Below are 17,471 nucleotides of genomic sequence, written 5' to 3' on the forward strand. Positions count from 1 at the left end.
AATGGGGGCGCGGATGAGAGACGCAGATGGATATCAAATGGCTTGAAGACTTTGTCGCCTTATCAAAGTCGCGCAATATGTTCCAGGCGGCCGAGGCGCGCAGCGTGACGCACCCGGCATTCGGGCGCCGCATCAAAGCGCTGGAAGAATGGGCCGGAGTGCCGCTGGTGGAGCGCGGCCACCAGGTTTCCACCTTGAACGCTGCGGGCCGCAGCATGCTGGCCGCGGCCGTGGATGTGCTGGATATCCTGCGGGAAACCCGGCTAGCGCTGCAAAAACCCGAGCTGGAACGCAGCCGCAAGATCACCATCGCGTCGGGCAAAACCCTGGCGCACTCGGTACTGCCGGGCGTGATGGCACGCGTTCAGCAAGGCATGCCGCCGTTTCAGCTGAAGGTCATCACCACCACGCTGAATTACGGTGTGGACATGCTGGAAGACGGCGAGGTCGATTTCCTGCTGTGCCACGCGCACGAACCGCTCTACGCCAAGATCGACAACCCGCATTACCGCTGCCGCCGCGTGGGCGCCGACAAACTGGTGGCGGTCAGCGCGCCGGTGGCTGCCGGTGATCCGCACCCCCGCTACGCCGTGCCCAAACTGGCATCTGACCCGGCTGTGCCGTTTCTGGCCTACGCGGACAGCATGTCGCTGGGGCGCATCCTGCATGACCGTTTGCGCGGAATTTGCGTGATACCGCTATTGCAGGCGATGTATGAGTCGGATCTGGCTGATGCCTTGCACGCGATGGCGCGCCAGGGGTTCGGTCTGGCCTGGCTGCCGCACACGCTGATCGAAGCGGACCTGAACGCGGGCGCGCTGGTGCGTGCGGACAGCGCCCGCAACGACATCCATATGGAGATTCGGCTGTATCAGTCGGTGGACAACACCAAGCCGCTGGCGCGGCAAGTGTGGGGGTTGATCGAGGCCTACGCGGCCAGATAGCGGTACGGATTTCCCGTTGGGATTGCTCAATCGGGGACAAAAGATGTCACGCGGCCCGCGCAGGCATAAAATAGAAGATTACCCATTCCCCGCCCACACAGGATTTTGCGCCATGAACGCACGTATCCCCGAAGACGCACTGCCGCCCACCCTTGATCCGAAAGCCCTGCAGGCTTTTGTCGATGACAAGTGGGACAACGAAATCATTCCCGCCCTGACCGACTACATCGCCGTGCCCGCCAAGAGCCCGGCCTTTGATCCGGACTGGGAAAAGAATGCGTTCATCGAACGCGTCGTGCGCGATGCGGCGCAGTGGGTAGAAGCACAAAAGGTCTCGGGCCTGAAGCTGGAAGTGGTGCGCTTGCCGGGCCGCACGCCCGTCATCTTCTTTGACGCGCCTGCCACCCGCAGCGACAACGGCGACACCATCCTGCTGTACGGCCACCTGGACAAACAGCCTGAATTCTCTGGTTGGCGCGCGGGCCTGGGCCCGTGGACCCCGAAATACGAAGACGGCAAGCTGTACGGCCGTGGCGGCGCCGATGACGGTTACGCCGTTTATGCGTCGCTTACCGCCATCATGGCGTTGGACAAACAGGGCGTTCCGCGTCCGCGTTGCGTCGGCATTGTTGAAACCTGTGAAGAGTCCGGCAGCTATGACTTGCTGCCTTACGTGGATGCGCTGCGCGACCGCCTGGGCAATGTGGCGCTGGTGGTGTGTCTGGATTCGGGCGCGGGCAGCTATGACCAATTGTGGATGACCACGTCGCTGCGCGGCATGGTCTCGGGCACGCTGGAAGTCCAGGTGCTGGACGAAGGCGTGCACTCGGGCGATTCCAGCGGCGTCGTGCCGTCGTCGTTCCGCATCTTGCGCCACCTGCTGGACCGTCTGGAAGACAGCGGCACCGGCCGCCTGCTGCCGCAAAGCCTGCACTGCGAAATTCCCGCTGAGCGCGTGGAACAAGTGGCCACCACCGCCCGCATTCTGGGCGACGAAGTCTGGCGCCGTTTCCCCTGGAGCTGCGGCGCTGAAGGCGGCTTTGTTCTGCCGATGACGACCGAACCCGAAGAAGCGCTGCTGAACCGCACCTGGCGCCCGACCCTGTCGGTGACGGGCGCCGAAGGCCTGCCACCGCTGACCAGCGCCGGCAACGTGCTGCGTCCGCGCACGGCGTTCAAGCTGTCGCTGCGCCTGCCGCCGCTGGTGGACGCCGTGGCCGCTTCGCAAGAAATCAAGGAACTGCTGGAAGCTGACGCGCCTTACAACGCCAAGGTGCTGTTCAAGGCCAACGAAGGCGCTGCTACCGGTTGGAACGCGCCCGCGTCCGTGCCATGGTTGAGCCAGGCGCTGGACGCCGCCTCCCAGCAGTACTATGGCGCGCCTTGCGGCTACATCGGCCAGGGCGGCACCATTCCGCTGATGAGCATTCTGCAAAAGGGTTTCCCCAAGGCCCAGTTCATGGTCTGCGGCGTGTTGGGACCCAAGTCCAACGCTCACGGCCCCAATGAATTCCTGCATGTGCCTTACGGCAAGAAGCTGACTGCCGCCGTGGCCCAAACCATGGCCGCCATGCCGGCTGCCTGACGCGCAACGCACGTCAAACAGAGCGCGGGCCAGCCAGCCCTGCGCTCTTTCTTTTTTCAGGACTGACCGCAATGATTTCGACTTCCGACGCCTACGCCACTGTGGTGGCTGAAACCCGCCATTGGCTGACCCAGGCCGTGATCGGCCTGAATCTCTGTCCTTTCGCCAAAGCGGTGCAGGTCAAGGACCAGATCCGCTTTGCCGTCAGCGACGCCACCGACGCTGAAGGCGTCTTGACCGACTTGCAGGACGAACTTGCGCTGCTGGCCGAGACGGACCCCGACAAGATCGACACCACCTTGCTGATCATCCCGGACGCGCTGGATGATTTTCTGGATTTCAACGATTTTGAGGAATTGTCGGACCGCTTGCTCAAGCGCATGCGCTTGGTCGGCGAGTTGCAGGTGGCGACGTTTCACCCGCAATTTCAGTTTGCCGAGACCCAGGCCGACGATATCGAGAATTTCACGAACCGTTCGCCGTACCCGATTCTGCATCTGCTGCGCGAAGAGAGCATCGACCGCGCTGTCGAGTCGTTCCCTGATGCCGCCGAAATCTACGAAAAGAATATCGAGACGATGAAAAAGCTGGGCTTGGACGGCTGGAAAAAACTGATGACCAAGGGCTGAAACGCTGGCGTTTCACGGCTACTGACGCCTGCATTTCACTGCGGCAGGCACCCGCGCTTCACGGCGACTGCATCCATACGCGGTTCGCGCCCGTATATGAGCTAAACCCCTGGCTCCTCGGGAGATAGCCGTGAAGATCCTCTTGCCCGCCGCGCAGGTGGCGCATGCGTAGCGTCCTGGAACTGGGCGCGCTTGCCTGCCTGATCGTACTAAGCCTGGCGGCATGTTCGCCTTTGACCGTGCTCAACGGCGCCGTGCCAGACCACGCCAGCCGCGTCGTGTCCGGCGTGCCTTACGGGCAGGATGCCCGCCAGCAGATGGACATCTACGCGCCGCCCGGCGTGGAAAAGCCGCCGGTGGTGGTCTTCTTCTATGGCGGCAGCTGGCAGAGCGGCTCCCGCGCCGACTACAAATTCGTGGGCGACGCCCTGGCCTCGCGCGGCATCATGGCCGTGATTGCGGACTACCGGCTCTATCCCCAGGTGTCGTACCCCGATTTTGTCGAAGACTCGGCGCGCGCGGTGGCCTGGGCTTTGCACCATATTGCCGAATACGGCGGCGACCCCGGCCGGGTCTTCGTGGCAGGCCATAGCGCGGGCGGTTACAACGCGGCCATGGTCGCGCTGGATGCCCGCTGGCTGGCGCGGTTTGATGCGTCGCCCGCCATGTTGCGCGGCTGGATCGGCATGGCAGGGCCGTATGACTTTCTGCCCATCGTGGCGCGCAGCCTGAAGCCGGTGTTCCATTTTCCGGACACCCCGCCAGATTCCCAGCCTATTGCCCACGTCAGCGCCAACGCGCCGCCCGCCTTGCTGATGGTGGGGCTGGCAGACACCACAGTCGATCCCGCCCGCAACACCGAGGGCCTGGCCGCCGCGTTGCAGGCCGCCCACGTGCCTGTCACGGTGGTGCGCTACGACCGCCTGGGCCACGCGCTACTGGCCGGCGCGCTGGCGCGGCCGTTGCGTTGGCGGGCGCCGGTTCTGGACGACCTGGCGGGTTTTGTGCTGGACAGGCCCGCATCTGTCCGCAACCAGCAAGCGCCCGTCGCGGCTGGACAGGGGCGGCAATGAGAACGGCACGGATGCTAGCCCGGCAGTGTCCAGGCCTGCTGGGCGTGATGACGGTGTTGGTTTGGACAGTGCCGGCTACCGCCGCTGCGCCCGAACCATCGGGCAATCAGCATTTTCTGGGCATCGCCTATGCCACCGAGGACGGCCGCGAGCTTTACCGGGAAGAACACTGGGTAAGCCGCAAGCAGGGCCGCGAGGCGCGTCTGGTGCAGTACCAATGTCCCGACGGCTCGCCGTTTGCCCGCAAGTGGGTGCGCGGCGCGACTGATGATCCGGCCCCTGATTTCGACCTTTATGACCACCGCGACCAATACCGCGAAGGCGTGCGCCGCGCCGATGCGCAGCGCACCGGCGCCGCCCGCGAGGTCTACGTCCAGAAGAGCGGTACGCAACGCCCGCAATCCGTGCCCGTGCCCGCGCAACCGGGCTTGGTGATCGATGCGGGGTTTGACGCCTATGTGCGCACGCATTGGGCAGCGTTGCTGGCCTCGCAAGAACCCGTTGTGCCGTTTTTGGTACCCAGCCGGCTCGCCGTGTACGACCTGAAACTGAGCGGCGCTGAAAGCCGTCCGGCAACGGCAGCCGATGACGGCCCTGTCTACCGGTTTCGGCTGAAGCTTGACGCCTGGTACGGCTTTGCCACGCCCGCAGTGCTGATGACTTACACCGCGTCGGACCGCCGCCTGCGCCGCTTTGAAGGCGTCAGCAATATTCGCAGCGCCAATGGCGGATCGCTCAACGTGCGTATCGAGTTCCCGCCGTCGGAACGCTACGCCGCGCCCTCCCAGGAAGACATCAACGCCGCCGCCGCGCAGCCGTTGGTACCGCGCTGCGCCGGTTGAATAAGGGTTTTTACTGATGAATCCAATCGGTTGAGGCGTCCGTATATAGGGAAACGCCACAGGATTTCCGGGCCTGATGTCAGAGGCCCGTTCCTGGCTAGACCCATTGCGCCATCCACCTCCAAAATCGGGAGAAAACCGATGCGATCCCCCTCTAGCACCGAACGCCTGGCGTTGGATGATGCCTATGCTGCCGAGGCCGCCATGCCCTTTACCCTGACCGACCGGTTGCTGCGCCAGCGCCTGATGAACGGGCTGATCAGCCTGCAAGATGGATGGCTGATGATCGAAGATGCCATGGGCACGGTGGAAGTAGGTATGCCCGGCGCATCGCATGCCCGGCCGGTGCGCCTGCGCGTGCTGGACCCCGTTTTCTACCGCGCTGTGGCACGCAACGGGAGCGTGGGGGGAGGCGAGGCTTATGGCGACGGCGCGTGGCAATGCGACGACTTGGTGGGCTTGATCCGGCTGCTGGTTCGCAATCGTGATCTGTTGGACCGTATGGAGTCCGGGCTGGCCCGCCTGGGCAGCTTGGCCATGCGCCTCTTGCATGCCCGCCGCCGCAATACGCTTGCGGGCAGCCGCCGCAATATCGCTGCGCATTACGACCTGGGCAATGCATTCTTCGGCTTGTTCCTGTCGCACGACATGATGTATTCGTCGGCGATGTGGCAGGGTGAAGACGACACGCTGGAACAGGCATCTACGCGCAAACTGGATGTGATCTGCCGCAAGCTGGACTTGCAGCCGGGCCAGCATGTGGTCGAAATCGGCACAGGCTGGGGCGGTTTTGCCTTGCACGCCGCTCGCCACTATGGCTGCCGCGTCACCACCACCACGATCTCTCGCGAGCAGCACGCGCTAGCCACGGAGCGCATCCGGCGCGCGGGCCTGCAATATCGCGTGGAGCTGCTGTTGCAGGACTATCGCGACCTGCATGGCCAGTTCGACAAGCTGGTATCCATTGAGATGATCGAAGCGATCGGCGCGTCTTATATGCCTGCTTACTTTGCCAAGGTCGGCAATTTGCTCAAGCCGCAAGGCATGGCGCTGATCCAGGCCATCACGATTGAAGATCATCGCTATGAACAAGCGCTGAAATCGGTGGACTTCATCAAGCGCCATATCTTTCCGGGCAGCTTTATGCCGTCGATCCAGGCGATGCTCAATGCCAAGACGCGCGCCAGCGATCTGAGTCTGGTGCATGTGGAGGATTTCGGGCTGTCCTATGCCCGCACGTTGCAGGCTTGGCGGCGGCGCTTCATGTCGCGTCTGGATGCCGTGCGCGGACAGGGATTTGATGAACGGTTCATCCGCCTGTGGGAGTTCTATCTGGCGTATTGTGAAGGCGGATTCCGCGAGCGCGCCATCGGCGTATCGCACCTGTTGCTGGCGCGTCCAGGGGCCGTGCCGGCCGCCTCGCGCTGGACATCGCAGGAGCCCACGGAGGCCGTATGAGGTTCTGGGCCAATCTGATCGGATACCAAGTCGTCTGGTTCGGCGCCGTGATCGGCGCCGGCCGGGGTTCGCCTTGGCCCGGTGTGGTCCTGGCGGCGATATTCGTGGCGGGGCAGGCCTGGGTATCGCGCAGCCCGCGTGCGGACCTGCGTCTGGTGGCCGTGGCGTTCTGTTGCGGGCTGGCGCTGGATGGCCTGCTGGCTGCCAGCGGCTGGGCGCAATACGCGACGCCATCGCCAGCCCTGCCAGTAGCCGGCGCACCGATCTGGATATTGGCCTTGTGGGCGGCGTTTGCCATGACGTTCAACCATTCGTTGACCTATGTGCGCGACCGGCCAGCGCTGGGCGCATTGCTTGGCCTGATCGGCGGCCCCCTGGCGTATTGGGGCGCGGGCCATGCCTGGGGAGCGATGGCGTTTGATCCCCCCGTGTGGCGCAGCCTGTTGTGGTTAGCGCTGGGGTGGGCGCTGGCGATGCTTCTGTTGTGCCGTCTTGCAAGCCGCTGGGAACGCGAGTTGCGGCGGCCAGTGGGTCCGGCAACGGGGGCAACGCAATGAATCTGAGCATGCAAATTCTGATGGTGGCGGTCGTGGCCATTGTGCTGATGACGGCCGGATGGCGCTGGCAGCGCCGCCACGATAACGCCGGGATCGTCGACGTCTTATGGGCGTCTGGCGTGGGGGCAGGGGCGGTGTTGATTGCGCTGACCGGCGCAGGGGCTGCTGCGCCGCGCATCTTGTTGGCGATACTCGGTGGCGCATGGGCAGGCCGCCTGGCCCTGCACATTTGGCGGCGCGTGCGCGATGCCGAAGAAGACGGTCGCTACCGCGCCCTGCGCGCGCACTGGCACGGAAACCAAGGCAAGTTTTACCTGTTCTTCCTGTTTCAGGCGGGGCTGGTCCTGCTGTTTACGCTGCCGTTCATTGCTGTGGGCGCCAACCCCGAGCCTGGCATGACACTGTGGTTGTGGGCGGGTCTGCTGATCTGGCTTGCCGCCGTTGCCGGAGAAACGCTGGCCGATCGGCAACTGACCGCGTTTCGCGCAGACCCGGCCAACAAAGGCCAGACCTGCCGCCGCGGCTTGTGGCGGTATTCACGTCACCCGAATTACTTCTTTGAATGGCTGCATTGGTTCGCCTATGTGGCGCTGGCTGCGGGGTCGCCCATCGGCTGGCTGGCTTGGCTGGGGCCGGTCGTGATGTTTATTTTTCTGCGCTGGATCAGCGGCATTCCCTATACCGAAGCGCAATCACTGCGTACCCGGGGGGAAGACTACCGCCAGTACCAGCGCACGACGCCGATGCTGTTTCCGTGGTTTCCAAAGTCCGATCCCGATTCCAAATCTGCCGCAGCAAAACCCGAAGAACCCGACATCAGGGGTATGAAATGAACACAGCCACGTTAAGCAATACGCAATTGCCTGCCGATCGTCCGGCGCCCGGCTTGCTGGGTTTGGCGGAACGTGGATTGGTTCCAGATGAGGTCTTGCGGCTAGGCATACGCCGCCTGTGCGCTGACCGCTTGCGGGACGAACGCTTGGGCGGACCGTCCGCGCAGGCGCGCCGTTACCAAGACTTGGTGAAGCAGCTGCGTCACAGCCCGTTGGCGATTCATACAGATGCCGCCAACACGCAGCACTATGAGCTGCCGGCAGATTTCTTCAAATTGTGCCTGGGCCACCGACTGAAGTATTCGGGGTGCTATTACGCCACGGGCCGCGAAACGCTGGATCAAGCCGAATCCGCGATGTTGGAGCTGTATGGCATCCGCGCCGAACTCGCCGACGGCCAACGCATTCTGGAACTCGGTTGCGGGTGGGGCTCGCTGACCTTGTGGATGGCCGAGCGCTATCCGCATGCGCGCATTACGGCCGTGTCCAACTCGGCCTCGCAACGCCTGCACATCCAGCACCAATGTCAGCAACGCGGCTTGAATAATGTCGAGGTCATCACCTGCGACGTGAATACGCTGCAACTGCCGCAGGCGGAGTTTGACCGGTGCGTCTCGGTCGAGATGTTTGAGCACATGCGCAATTATCAGGATCTGCTGTCGCGCATCGGGTCCTGGCTGCGGCCCGCTGGCAAACTGTTCGTGCACATCTTTGCGCACCGCAGCCTGATGTACCCGTTTGAGACCGAAGGCGCGGACAACTGGCTGGGCCGCCACTTCTTTACGGGCGGCATCATGCCGTCCGTGGATACCTTGCTGTGGTTTCAGGGCGACTTGCGGATTGACGCGCGCTGGATGGTGGACGGCGGCCACTACGAGCGCACTGCCAACCATTGGCTGGCGAATCAGGATGCCAACCGCGATGCCGCCATGCAGGTGTTGGCCCAAGCCTACGGCGCGCCGCTGGCGGCGCTGTGGTTTCAGCGTTGGCGCATGTTCTGGATGGCATGCGCCGAGCTGTTTGGCTATCAGCACGGGCAAGAATGGCTGGTCGCCCACTATCGCTTCACTCGCCCTGATTGAAAGAAAGGACTGCCATGCGCAAGATCGTTTGTTCCTCAATCATGGCCTTGGCGGCGTTGGCCGGGTGCAGCAGCCCGCCGCCCATGCCGCCCGTCGCACAGGTGGACATCAACCGGTTCATGGGCGATTGGTATGTCATCGCTGGCATTCCCAGTTGGCCCGAGCGCAAGTCGTTCAATGCGGTCGAGTCCTACGCCTTGCTGCCGGATGGCCGCATACAGACCACCTTCCGCTACCGCCACGGCAGCTTTGACGCCGATCTGGAAACCATGCACCCGGTGGGCACCGTGCAACCGGGCACGGGCAACGCGATTTGGGGCATGCAGTTCATCTGGCCCATTCAGGCCGAGTATGTGATTGCGTACCTGGACGACAATTATCAGCAAACGATCATCGGGCGCTCCAAGCGCGACTATGTCTGGATCATGGCGCGCACACCTAGCCTGCCTGATGCGGACTACGCGAAGCTCGTCGATAAAGTGCGTGAACTGGGTTATGACACGACCCAGCTGCGTCTGGTCCCCCAGCGCTGGCCAGACACCAAAGCTCCTTGATCGCATACCAAATACCGTTACGCGGAATCTTTAGCCCCGTCGTCCGGGCGCACCGGGATATCCCTAGATAGCCCATTCGCGGTATTGCATACAACATACTGGCAATGTGACCGCCGCCGTTCGGCATGCGGCCTGTGCGTCCTTCCCCCATTCCTTGTTCTGCCACGCGGCGCTTGCCTGGGCGCACGCGGGGTCTTTCCCTTTGCTCGGAGAGCCGTATGCGATTTACCCGCCGCCATGCCCTGGGTGCGCTTGCCGCGCTGCCCCTGATGTCTCGCCCCGTTTGGGCACAGAACACCTTTCCCGCCCGTCCCGTCCGCCTGCTGGTGGGCTTTGCGCCCGGCGGCCTGACCGACATTGCGGCGCGCGCGCTGGCCGAACGCATGAGCAAGATATTGAAGAGCAATGTGGTGGTAGAGAACCGCCCGGGCGGCCAGGCCATCATCGCTACCGTGGCCGTGGCGCGTGCGGAACCCGATGGTTATACGCTGGGCTTTGCCGGCACCAACGGGATGATCCTGAATCCCTTGCTGTACAACAATCTGCCGTACCAGGCATCTGACTTCAAACAGCTGGGGTCCATGGGTAAATCTCCCATGCTGCTGATCGTTCACCCCGATCTGGGCGTGAAAAACGTGCAGGAATTTATTGCGCTTGCCAAGAAAAAACCCGGCGATCTGACCTGCGCGCACGCAGGCCGCGGCGTGATCAACCATCTGGCGCTGCTGCACTTTCAATCCAAGACCGGCACGCAGTTTCAAGACGTGCCGTACAAGGGCAGCGGCCCCGCGCTGCTGGACCTGATGGCCGGCACCGTGCAGAGCACGTTCGACTTTCCGACGTCGGCGCTGCCCAACATCAAGGCGGGCAAGTTGCAGGTGCTGGCCGTCACGGCAGACAAACGCTTGTCCAGTCTGCCAGACGTGCCCACCATGAAAGAGGCGGGCGTGGACGATTTTGAACTGTATACGCGCATGATGATTTCCGGCCCCGCCGCCATGCCCGCAGACGTGGTCAAAGTGCTTGAGAACGCCGTGCGTGAAGGCACAAACGATCCCAGTCTGGTACAACAATTTACCGATCAGGGCGTGACCGTGGAATTCACGTCATCTGCTGATCTGGACAAAGTCATCGCCGACGAATCCGCCATGTGGGCCCAGGTCATCAAGGCCAATGGCGTGCCCAAGACCGATCTGAAAGCATAAGGACGCACTGTGACCGAACAGCCCCGTATTTCCGTCAGCCCTGAATTCGCCTTGATCGATGTCTCGCGAGAGATCCGCATTGACGGCTTTCCCGCCTACTCCTTCATCACCGTCACCGCCAGCATGCAGATGTGCGGCGCGCCGTGGCGGTCGCAAGCCGTGTTCATGGCGGGCCACGACGGCAGCCTGGACCTGGGCCGCGACAGCCCCGTGTCCGGCAGCTACGCCGAACCCTCGGCCATGGGCATCGTTTGGTCCATGGTGTGCGAAGACATGAGCCGCGTGGTGTTCCCGCCAGACCGCACCGAGCCGCTGGTCATTCAGATCGAAGCCACGGACGGCAAGCAAAGCGCATCCGCGCAACTGGTGCAGGACTTTCTGGAAGAAGGCGTAACCCACCGCGCCGTGCGTGAAAACGTTGGCGGCATGGCGCTGTCTGGTGAACTCTATACGCCCGCCGGACCCGGACCGCATCCGCTGGTGATCTACATGAACGGCTCGTCTGGCGGCGTCAACGCCCCGCGCGCCGCGCTGTTTGCCGCACGCGGTTTTCAGTGCCTGGCGCTGGCCATCTTCAACTACGAAGGCCGGCCGAAATACCTGAACGACATGCCGCTGGAATACTTCGAGCATGTGCTGCGCTGGGCGCGCGCAGAGCTTGCGCCGCGCGACGGTTTTGTGGCGCTGTCCGGCATCAGCCGCGGCGGCGAGACATCGCTGTTGGTGGCTTCGCACTATCCTGAACTGGTCAGCGCAGTCGTCGCATACGTGCCGTCGCCGGTGACGCATGGCGTGGTCAGCGCCGGTTCGCCCGGCACGGGCCGTAACGCGCAAGTCTGGACCAAGGCTGGCGAACCGTTGCCGCATCTGTGGCAAGACAACGCCAGCGCCGATTGGGAGGCCGCCTATGCCTCAGAGCCGCCTTATCGCCAGACACACGCCTTCTTGAGCGCGACCCGCGACAGCGCCGCGTTCGAGCGCGCCCGCATTCCGGTGGAACGTTTCCCGGGGCCTGTCATGCTGGTCAGCGCATCGGACGATGGCTTCTGGCCCAGCACTGCCTATTCAGAAATAGTGATGCGCCAGCGCCAGGCGCACGGCTTGCCTACGTTTCATCACGTCTGCATGGGGGCAGGGCATCACGTGCACTATCCCTACTTGCCCGCCACGCTGATCAGCAAACCGCACGCGATGTCGGGTTTGCTGCTGGACGCGGGCGGTACGCCAGCGGCCAATGCCGCAGGTAACGAGGGGTCGTATCTGGCCGTGTTGGAGTTCTTGGGCCGGGCGGCGGGGTAGGGCGAAATCTTCTTCAGCGCATCAACGACTGAAGGCAGCATGCTGCCTCCAGTCGTTGAACTTAGGGCAATGGAAAGCTCGGATAGATTTTCAAGTTACCTGCGCCGCCGTTAAAGAGAGCCGCTGCGGCGGGAATGTTCAGCGGTACGACCTGGAATTGGCCGTGGTTTGTTCCCTGTAAGTGCGTGATTTGGTTGCCTGTACGGGTTCTCATCTCTGTTTTTTGCCAATTGCCTTGCACTACATGCCCATCCTGTGTGGCGCCATCGGTGCAAAAAGCCACGCCTCCGTCCCGCAAGTTCAACGACCCATCCTGAAGCTGCATTCCGCACGATGTCACGAGTTGAATGTCCAGCTCTGGCGGCGCCATGGATGCGCTGATTCTCTGCGCCGCATGATCCAGGCAGATCTCCACCCCGATCGTCAATCCGTCCAGAACAAAAATGCAATGTCCATCGTCGTTGCGCTTCTGCCATTCGGTGCTTCGAAGACCGGGAATCAACGGCGCCACTCTTTCCAGGTGTGCGGTGTATTCGTCTGCTAACGCGTAGTCTCTTGCCGTGGCGGACAACTGCTGCCATTGAATGAAGTCGATGGTGGACTTGAATTCCTTGATGACAAGCCGGCCTTGGTCCAGCGGGTACGTGGCGCCGCCTTTCTGTACGAGGCAATGGTTATAGACTTGGTTTTTGTCGGTTTCGGTGTCGAGGCTTGTTGACAGAATGGTGCCGAATACAAAGAGCCAATCCTGGAACGTATCGTCTCGAACCAACTGCTGCAATGACAGCACAATCTGCGATAAGCGCTCTACCGGATAGGCTCCGGCGTTACCACGGAAAAAGAACTCCGGCATCATGTAGATCGTCAGGCATGTCGGGTCAACGGGGACATGCTGCACGGCGGTTTGGATCGCCTCGTTCACCACTAGGCACCGCTGATGGTAGTCGGCCTGCTGGTCGTTCAGGCCCATATAGGCCAGTTGGCCGGGCTGAATCTGGATGGGCTCGGCACACAAGCTGTGACCGATGAAGCGCACGCTTTGATAGGGGGGCATGTACGTTGTCCTTGGATTGATGATGTGCAATGACCGTTTGTGCGGCTGGTCAGACGGTCAACGCATCAAGCCCCTGCGCCGCTTGCTTCGATATCTTTTGATTGATGGATTTGGCCAGTTGCGAGACAAGTTTTGCGGCTTCCGCCGGGTCATCAATCGAATTCCGGATGTGCTGGTTATTCAGCGTGCGAGATTGCTCGACGCTGACCGTGTACTGACGGGAAATTTCATATAGCGCAGCCCAAGAGCAAATGTGCTCCAAGTAGGACAGCATAAAAATCTGCGATTTGTATTCCTCGATGCGCTCATCCTTGGACAGCGATTCCAGGTCTATCACCTGCTTGTCCAGGCTATTGATTCCAAGGCTTTCGCAAGCTGTCGCGATTTGCCGCCAGAACAGCGCAGCATCATTCAAGGCCACGATTACCTGGCTGATTGCAAACATCGCTACCTGCAACGCTTTGACTGCAACTTCGGCGTTGTTTCCCACCAGTTCGGTGGCCGCCAACTGCCCGACCAATCCGCCCTTCTTCATTTGCAGGTCGTTGCGTTGCTGGTTGACGGCGCGTTCGGTGTCCATGAGCTTTTCAAGGGTGGACTGGGATTGCTCGGCGGCGCTAAATGACTGCTTGGCCATATTGTCGGTGCCCTCCGCCAGCTTCCGGGCAGAGTCGCTCAGGGCGCTGCAAGTGATGCTGGCCGAGTCCGATTGCTTTTTCAGATCCTGGATTTCCGTCTCCAGGCGCGAGACGATTTCAGTCTGGGCTTGAATCGTCGCTTGCTTGTCTGCAATCAGTTTGTCTTTGCCAAGCGGCTTCGCCGCATCTTTGTCCTTTTCTTTCGTGGCAGCCTCTGGCTGCGCTTGCAGCTCCTTGATTTCCTTCTCGCTAAGCGCGATGGTTTCTTTCGCGGATGAAAGCTGGCGGGTAAGGTCTTTCAGTGTATTGCTGATGACAGTGCGCTGCTTCTCCGCCGCTTGCCACTTCTCGGTTATTTGATTGAGTTCGGCGTTATCCAAAGTGCCGGTCTGTTTCTGCGCGACCAGCACCGACAAGGGGTTGCGTGCCTGCGCATAGGTTTGCAAGCCAGCTGCGGCGACGCCGCTCACCAATGAAATGATGCTCAGGGCAAAGCCGCGCTTCTTGTCGGCCGACAGCTCTTTCTCGGCCTTGGCCTGTGCCGCGTTGTTCTTCTCAAGCTGCTGGGCAAGGTCCTCTATCGTGACTCGGCAGCCCTCCAGCTCGCCCTTCAGTTTCTGTATGTCTTGCAAAGCTTGACGGCGCTTCTCCTCTTCTGACGCATGGGCCATGGCAGCTTCACTTTTTGCCTCGGCGGATTTGCTTTGCAAGTCGAGAAATTGATCGGACAATTTTTCCGAAGCGGCCGACATTCTCAAGGCCTGTTCCGCGCAATGCGCCAATTTCGCGATGGCCACGCGGTCTCTACCCTGGATCAGGTAGGCATAGGCAGCGTCAAGCAGCTTCAGCGTTTGCTGGCAACTGTCCTGAAGCGTCATCATGGTTTCGTTGGCCAATACGCACAACTTGCCGAATTCGCTTTGCAGATCAATGACCTTGGTCTTCACCACGCCAGAGTTGGCGGCCGTGGCGCCTATATAGGCCAGCCGGTACATATCCACGCACAGATCCAGATTGTTGATCACGGTATCCAGGCGCAGTGTGCCCAGGATTTCCTTTTGCTTTTGCACGACCAGCACGTCGGCGGCAGAAGGGCGTTCGTTCAGAACGTATGTGCGGTTATCAACGATGAGGACTTCGTATTCGGTTGCCATGAGGCTTCTCCGTGGTTGACGCTGAAAGTTCAATGCACAAGATGTCCCGCGCGCCTGTGGCGCGAGATGGTAGCGGCGAGGCGGCTTTCGCCCTGACGCGCAAAAAGAGGGGGGGAAGATCAGGCCGGGCTGGCCTCAAGCGCGTGATATGCCGAGATGACCATCTGGTCGAATCGGGTCACGGCGCTTAGTAGCGACAGCCGTTCAATACGGGTGCTTTCGAAGTAGTCGATGACGGGGGTGTCATCGTCCAGCAACAGGATGATTTCGCGGACATCGTCTATGTCGTAGGCGACGCTTTCACAACGGGTGGCTGCCCGCGCGTAGAAATTCGCAACATCGTTGAAGAACACGAGTTGGACCTGCATGTATTGCTTGACGTCGGTCAGCGACTGCTTGACCAGACCCAGCTGATCAAGCTCGGTTTGCAGCGTCTGGCGCCGTGTCTCCAGCTTTTCCAATGCAAGTTTCAACGCAGCGCTGTCTTTCGCCAGATCGGCAAGTTCGCGTTCAAGCCCGTTCTGTTGATCACGGGCCAGATGCAATACGCGTTTAAGCGCGTCAATGGCCGCGTTGATTGCGTCCAATGCGGCGTAGAAGCCTCGCTTGAGCCATTTCCAAATGGGGATATTGGAACTTCGCTTAGCCGCCTTTTCGCGTTCCTTTGCTTCAAGGTCCAGCCGGGCTTTTTCAATCTGCATTTCAAGGGCGTGAAGCGCTTGCAGCTTGTCTGCCAACACCTTTTCCAGCTGTTGCCGGTTGGCCTGCACGTCTCGTTTTTGGGCCGTTAAAGACCTGATGCTGGACTCGGTATCCGTCATCAGGTCGATCAAACCCTTGATCATGTGCTGTATCACGCCCTGAGTGGCCAGAGCGGCTCCCTTTGTGAAGCCGCTCAGCACTTTCATGGACTCGATGTTTTTCTTGAGCGCCGCGATTGCAGTCTGAGCTGACAGCACATCGTTGGCTTGCAGATGCGCTATCAGGGAGTCGTAGTCTCGTTGAATCGTGCGGACGCCGATATCAAGAGTCTGGTTGCCGTTCGAGCTGATCTGATCCTGCATGCCGTCTCCCGAGTGCCCCCAGCTACATTGGGGCGTGTTGGAACTTGCTGCAGACTAGGCTTTGGCGGCAAACCTGAACATCACTGAAATTGGTGCTTTTCACGTGATGTTCAAAAAGCGAACGGCTTTACTCTTCGGTTTCCCACTCCACCTGCACACCCAGGCTGCGCAGGTTTTCCACAAACTGCGGATGCGCGCGGCGGATCGGTGTGGCGTTGCGGATTTCAGAGCGGCCCTTGATGCTGCTGGCCACCATGAACAACGCGATCGCGACACGGATGATGTAGGGGCTTTCCACCACGGCAGGCGTCAGCGGATTGCCGCCAAACGTCACCACGCGGTGCGGGTCCGACGAGAACACGTGCGCACCGAACTTCGACAACTCGCCCGTCCAGCCCAGCGCGCCGTCATAGACTTTGTTCCAGAACATCGCATTGCCCTCGGCGCACACGCCCAGCGCAATAAAGATCGGCAACAGGTCCACCGGAAAATACGGCCACGGCGCAGCCTCGACCTTCGTCAACACGTTGCTGGTGAAGGGCGTCTGCACTTTCAGCGGACCCGAACGCAGTGCGCGCGACCAGCCGTCCTTGTGTTCGATCTGCACGCCAAACTTGGCAAAGGTGCGGTCGATCAGCGGGAAATTACCCGGCGTGCTGTTGCGCACGATGACGTCGCCGCCCGTGATCGCGCCCAGCGCCAGGAAGGTCGTGATTTCGTGGAAGTCTTCTTCAAATGTGAACTCGCCGCCGCCCAGGCGCGCGCCGCCGCGCACCGTCAGGCGCGATGTGCCAATGCCATCAATATCGGCGCCCATCATCGCCATGAAGCGGCAGAATTCCTGCACGTGCGGTTCGGACGCGGCATTGGTCAGCGTGGACTCGCCCTCGGCCGCCGCCGCGCACAGCACGAAGTTCTCGGTCGTGGTGACGGACGCATAGTCCAGCCAGTGGTGCGTAGGCTTGAGCGGGCCGCTGCTGCGTACCAGCAGTGAGCCGCTGGCGCGTTCCACTTCGCCGCCGAACGAGCGGAAGATGTCCACGTGCGGATCGATCTCGCGCACGCCCAGCGTGCAACCCTTGACGTTATCTTCCAGCCGCGCCACGCCAAAGCGCGCCAAGAGCGGCGGCACCAGCATGATCGACGAGCGCATTTCCTCTGGCAGCCGGTGCGTCGCGGCGTCAAAGGCCGTGTCGCGGTGGTGCAGGTGCAACGTGCGGGTGGTTTCGTCCAGTTGAACGCGGCTGCCCAGCGTACGGAAAATGTCCAGAATCTTGCGGACATCGGTAATGTCCGGCACCCCGTGCAGTTGCAACGGCTGATCGGTTAGCAGCGTGGCGCACAGAATGGGAAGCACGGCGTTTTTATTGGCCGAAGGAATAACGCGGCCGCGCAAAGGCGTGCCACCGTGGACGATGAGATTGGACATGGGGAGAGGGCGGCCGGGATAGAAAAAGAAGGAAAGCGCCCGGAATTGTACCGGCGTCGCGCCAGGCAGAT

16 protein-coding genes are annotated in these 17,471 nt (G+C 61.4%); 12 read left to right on the forward strand and 4 right to left on the reverse strand.

Annotation, left to right across the window (positions count from 1 at the left end; translation table 11 throughout):
* The first annotated feature begins 26 nt into the window (after positions 1-26).
* The 12 genes from RAS12_RS03830 to RAS12_RS03885 all read left to right on the forward strand — a co-directional run bounded on the left by RAS12_RS03830 (position 27) and on the right by RAS12_RS03885 (position 12,061).
* Positions 27-944, forward strand: coding sequence for a LysR family transcriptional regulator (locus RAS12_RS03830; protein ID WP_306945293.1), 918 nt, complete (start codon positions 27-29; stop codon positions 942-944).
* 112 nt (positions 945-1,056) lie between these two features.
* Positions 1,057-2,529 (forward strand): M20 family metallopeptidase, encoded by a 1,473-nt coding sequence (locus RAS12_RS03835; RefSeq protein ID WP_306945295.1) that lies wholly within the window; start codon positions 1,057-1,059, stop codon positions 2,527-2,529.
* Between the two features lie 71 nt (positions 2,530-2,600).
* On the forward strand, positions 2,601-3,158 hold the full coding sequence (locus RAS12_RS03840; protein WP_306945296.1) for a DUF1415 domain-containing protein: 558 nt from the start codon (positions 2,601-2,603) through the stop codon (positions 3,156-3,158).
* 164 nt (positions 3,159-3,322) lie between these two features.
* Positions 3,323-4,231: an alpha/beta hydrolase gene (locus RAS12_RS03845; protein ID WP_306945297.1), complete on the forward strand. Its 909-nt coding sequence runs from the start codon at positions 3,323-3,325 to the stop codon at positions 4,229-4,231.
* 11 nt (positions 4,232-4,242) lie between these two features.
* Positions 4,243-5,073: a hypothetical protein gene (locus RAS12_RS03850; protein ID WP_306945299.1), complete on the forward strand. Its 831-nt coding sequence runs from the start codon at positions 4,243-4,245 to the stop codon at positions 5,071-5,073.
* Positions 5,074-5,214: 141 nt separating this feature from the next.
* A complete protein-coding gene (locus RAS12_RS03855; RefSeq protein ID WP_306945301.1) occupies positions 5,215-6,531 on the forward strand; it encodes an SAM-dependent methyltransferase in 1,317 nt (438 codons plus the stop codon).
* A complete protein-coding gene (locus RAS12_RS03860) occupies positions 6,528-7,088 on the forward strand; it encodes a DUF2878 domain-containing protein (protein WP_306945303.1) in 561 nt (186 codons plus the stop codon). The genes RAS12_RS03855 and RAS12_RS03860 overlap by 4 nt, the downstream gene beginning before the upstream one ends.
* A gap of 8 nt (positions 7,089-7,096) precedes the next feature.
* The gene (locus tag RAS12_RS03865) at positions 7,097-7,921 is read left to right on the forward strand and encodes a DUF1295 domain-containing protein (RefSeq protein ID WP_306945304.1); all 825 of its coding nucleotides are present in this window, start codon (positions 7,097-7,099) and stop codon (positions 7,919-7,921) included.
* Positions 7,918-9,003: an SAM-dependent methyltransferase gene (locus RAS12_RS03870; RefSeq protein ID WP_306945306.1), complete on the forward strand. Its 1,086-nt coding sequence runs from the start codon at positions 7,918-7,920 to the stop codon at positions 9,001-9,003. Before RAS12_RS03865 ends, RAS12_RS03870 begins: the two co-directional genes overlap by 4 nt.
* A gap of 14 nt (positions 9,004-9,017) precedes the next feature.
* The gene (locus RAS12_RS03875) at positions 9,018-9,557 is read left to right on the forward strand and encodes a lipocalin family protein (protein ID WP_306945309.1); all 540 of its coding nucleotides are present in this window, start codon (positions 9,018-9,020) and stop codon (positions 9,555-9,557) included.
* Between the two features lie 218 nt (positions 9,558-9,775).
* Positions 9,776-10,762, forward strand: coding sequence for a Bug family tripartite tricarboxylate transporter substrate binding protein (locus RAS12_RS03880; RefSeq protein ID WP_306945310.1), 987 nt, complete (start codon positions 9,776-9,778; stop codon positions 10,760-10,762).
* A gap of 9 nt (positions 10,763-10,771) precedes the next feature.
* The gene (locus tag RAS12_RS03885) at positions 10,772-12,061 is read left to right on the forward strand and encodes an acyl-CoA thioesterase/bile acid-CoA:amino acid N-acyltransferase family protein (protein WP_306945312.1); all 1,290 of its coding nucleotides are present in this window, start codon (positions 10,772-10,774) and stop codon (positions 12,059-12,061) included.
* A 61-nt stretch (positions 12,062-12,122) separates the two neighbouring features.
* Here the strand turns inward: RAS12_RS03885 and RAS12_RS03890 are convergent, their stop codons facing one another.
* From RAS12_RS03890 to RAS12_RS03905, 4 genes are all read right to left on the reverse strand, one after another.
* On the reverse strand, positions 12,123-13,115 hold the full coding sequence (locus RAS12_RS03890) for a hypothetical protein (protein ID WP_306945314.1): 993 nt from the start codon (positions 13,113-13,115) through the stop codon (positions 12,123-12,125).
* A 49-nt stretch (positions 13,116-13,164) separates the two neighbouring features.
* Entirely contained in the window at positions 13,165-14,748 is a 1,584-nt protein-coding gene (locus tag RAS12_RS03895) for a coiled-coil domain-containing protein (RefSeq protein WP_306945316.1), read from the reverse strand.
* A gap of 278 nt (positions 14,749-15,026) precedes the next feature.
* Positions 15,027-15,971, reverse strand: a complete 945-nt coding sequence (locus RAS12_RS03900; RefSeq protein WP_306945318.1) for a hypothetical protein — start codon at positions 15,969-15,971, stop codon at positions 15,027-15,029.
* A gap of 127 nt (positions 15,972-16,098) precedes the next feature.
* Entirely contained in the window at positions 16,099-17,400 is a 1,302-nt protein-coding gene (locus tag RAS12_RS03905; protein WP_306945320.1) for a UDP-N-acetylglucosamine 1-carboxyvinyltransferase, read from the reverse strand.
* Positions 17,401-17,471 lie beyond the last annotated feature (71 nt).

This window comes from Achromobacter seleniivolatilans (assembly GCF_030864005.1).
Taxonomy (GTDB): domain Bacteria; phylum Pseudomonadota; class Gammaproteobacteria; order Burkholderiales; family Burkholderiaceae_B; genus Achromobacter; species Achromobacter seleniivolatilans.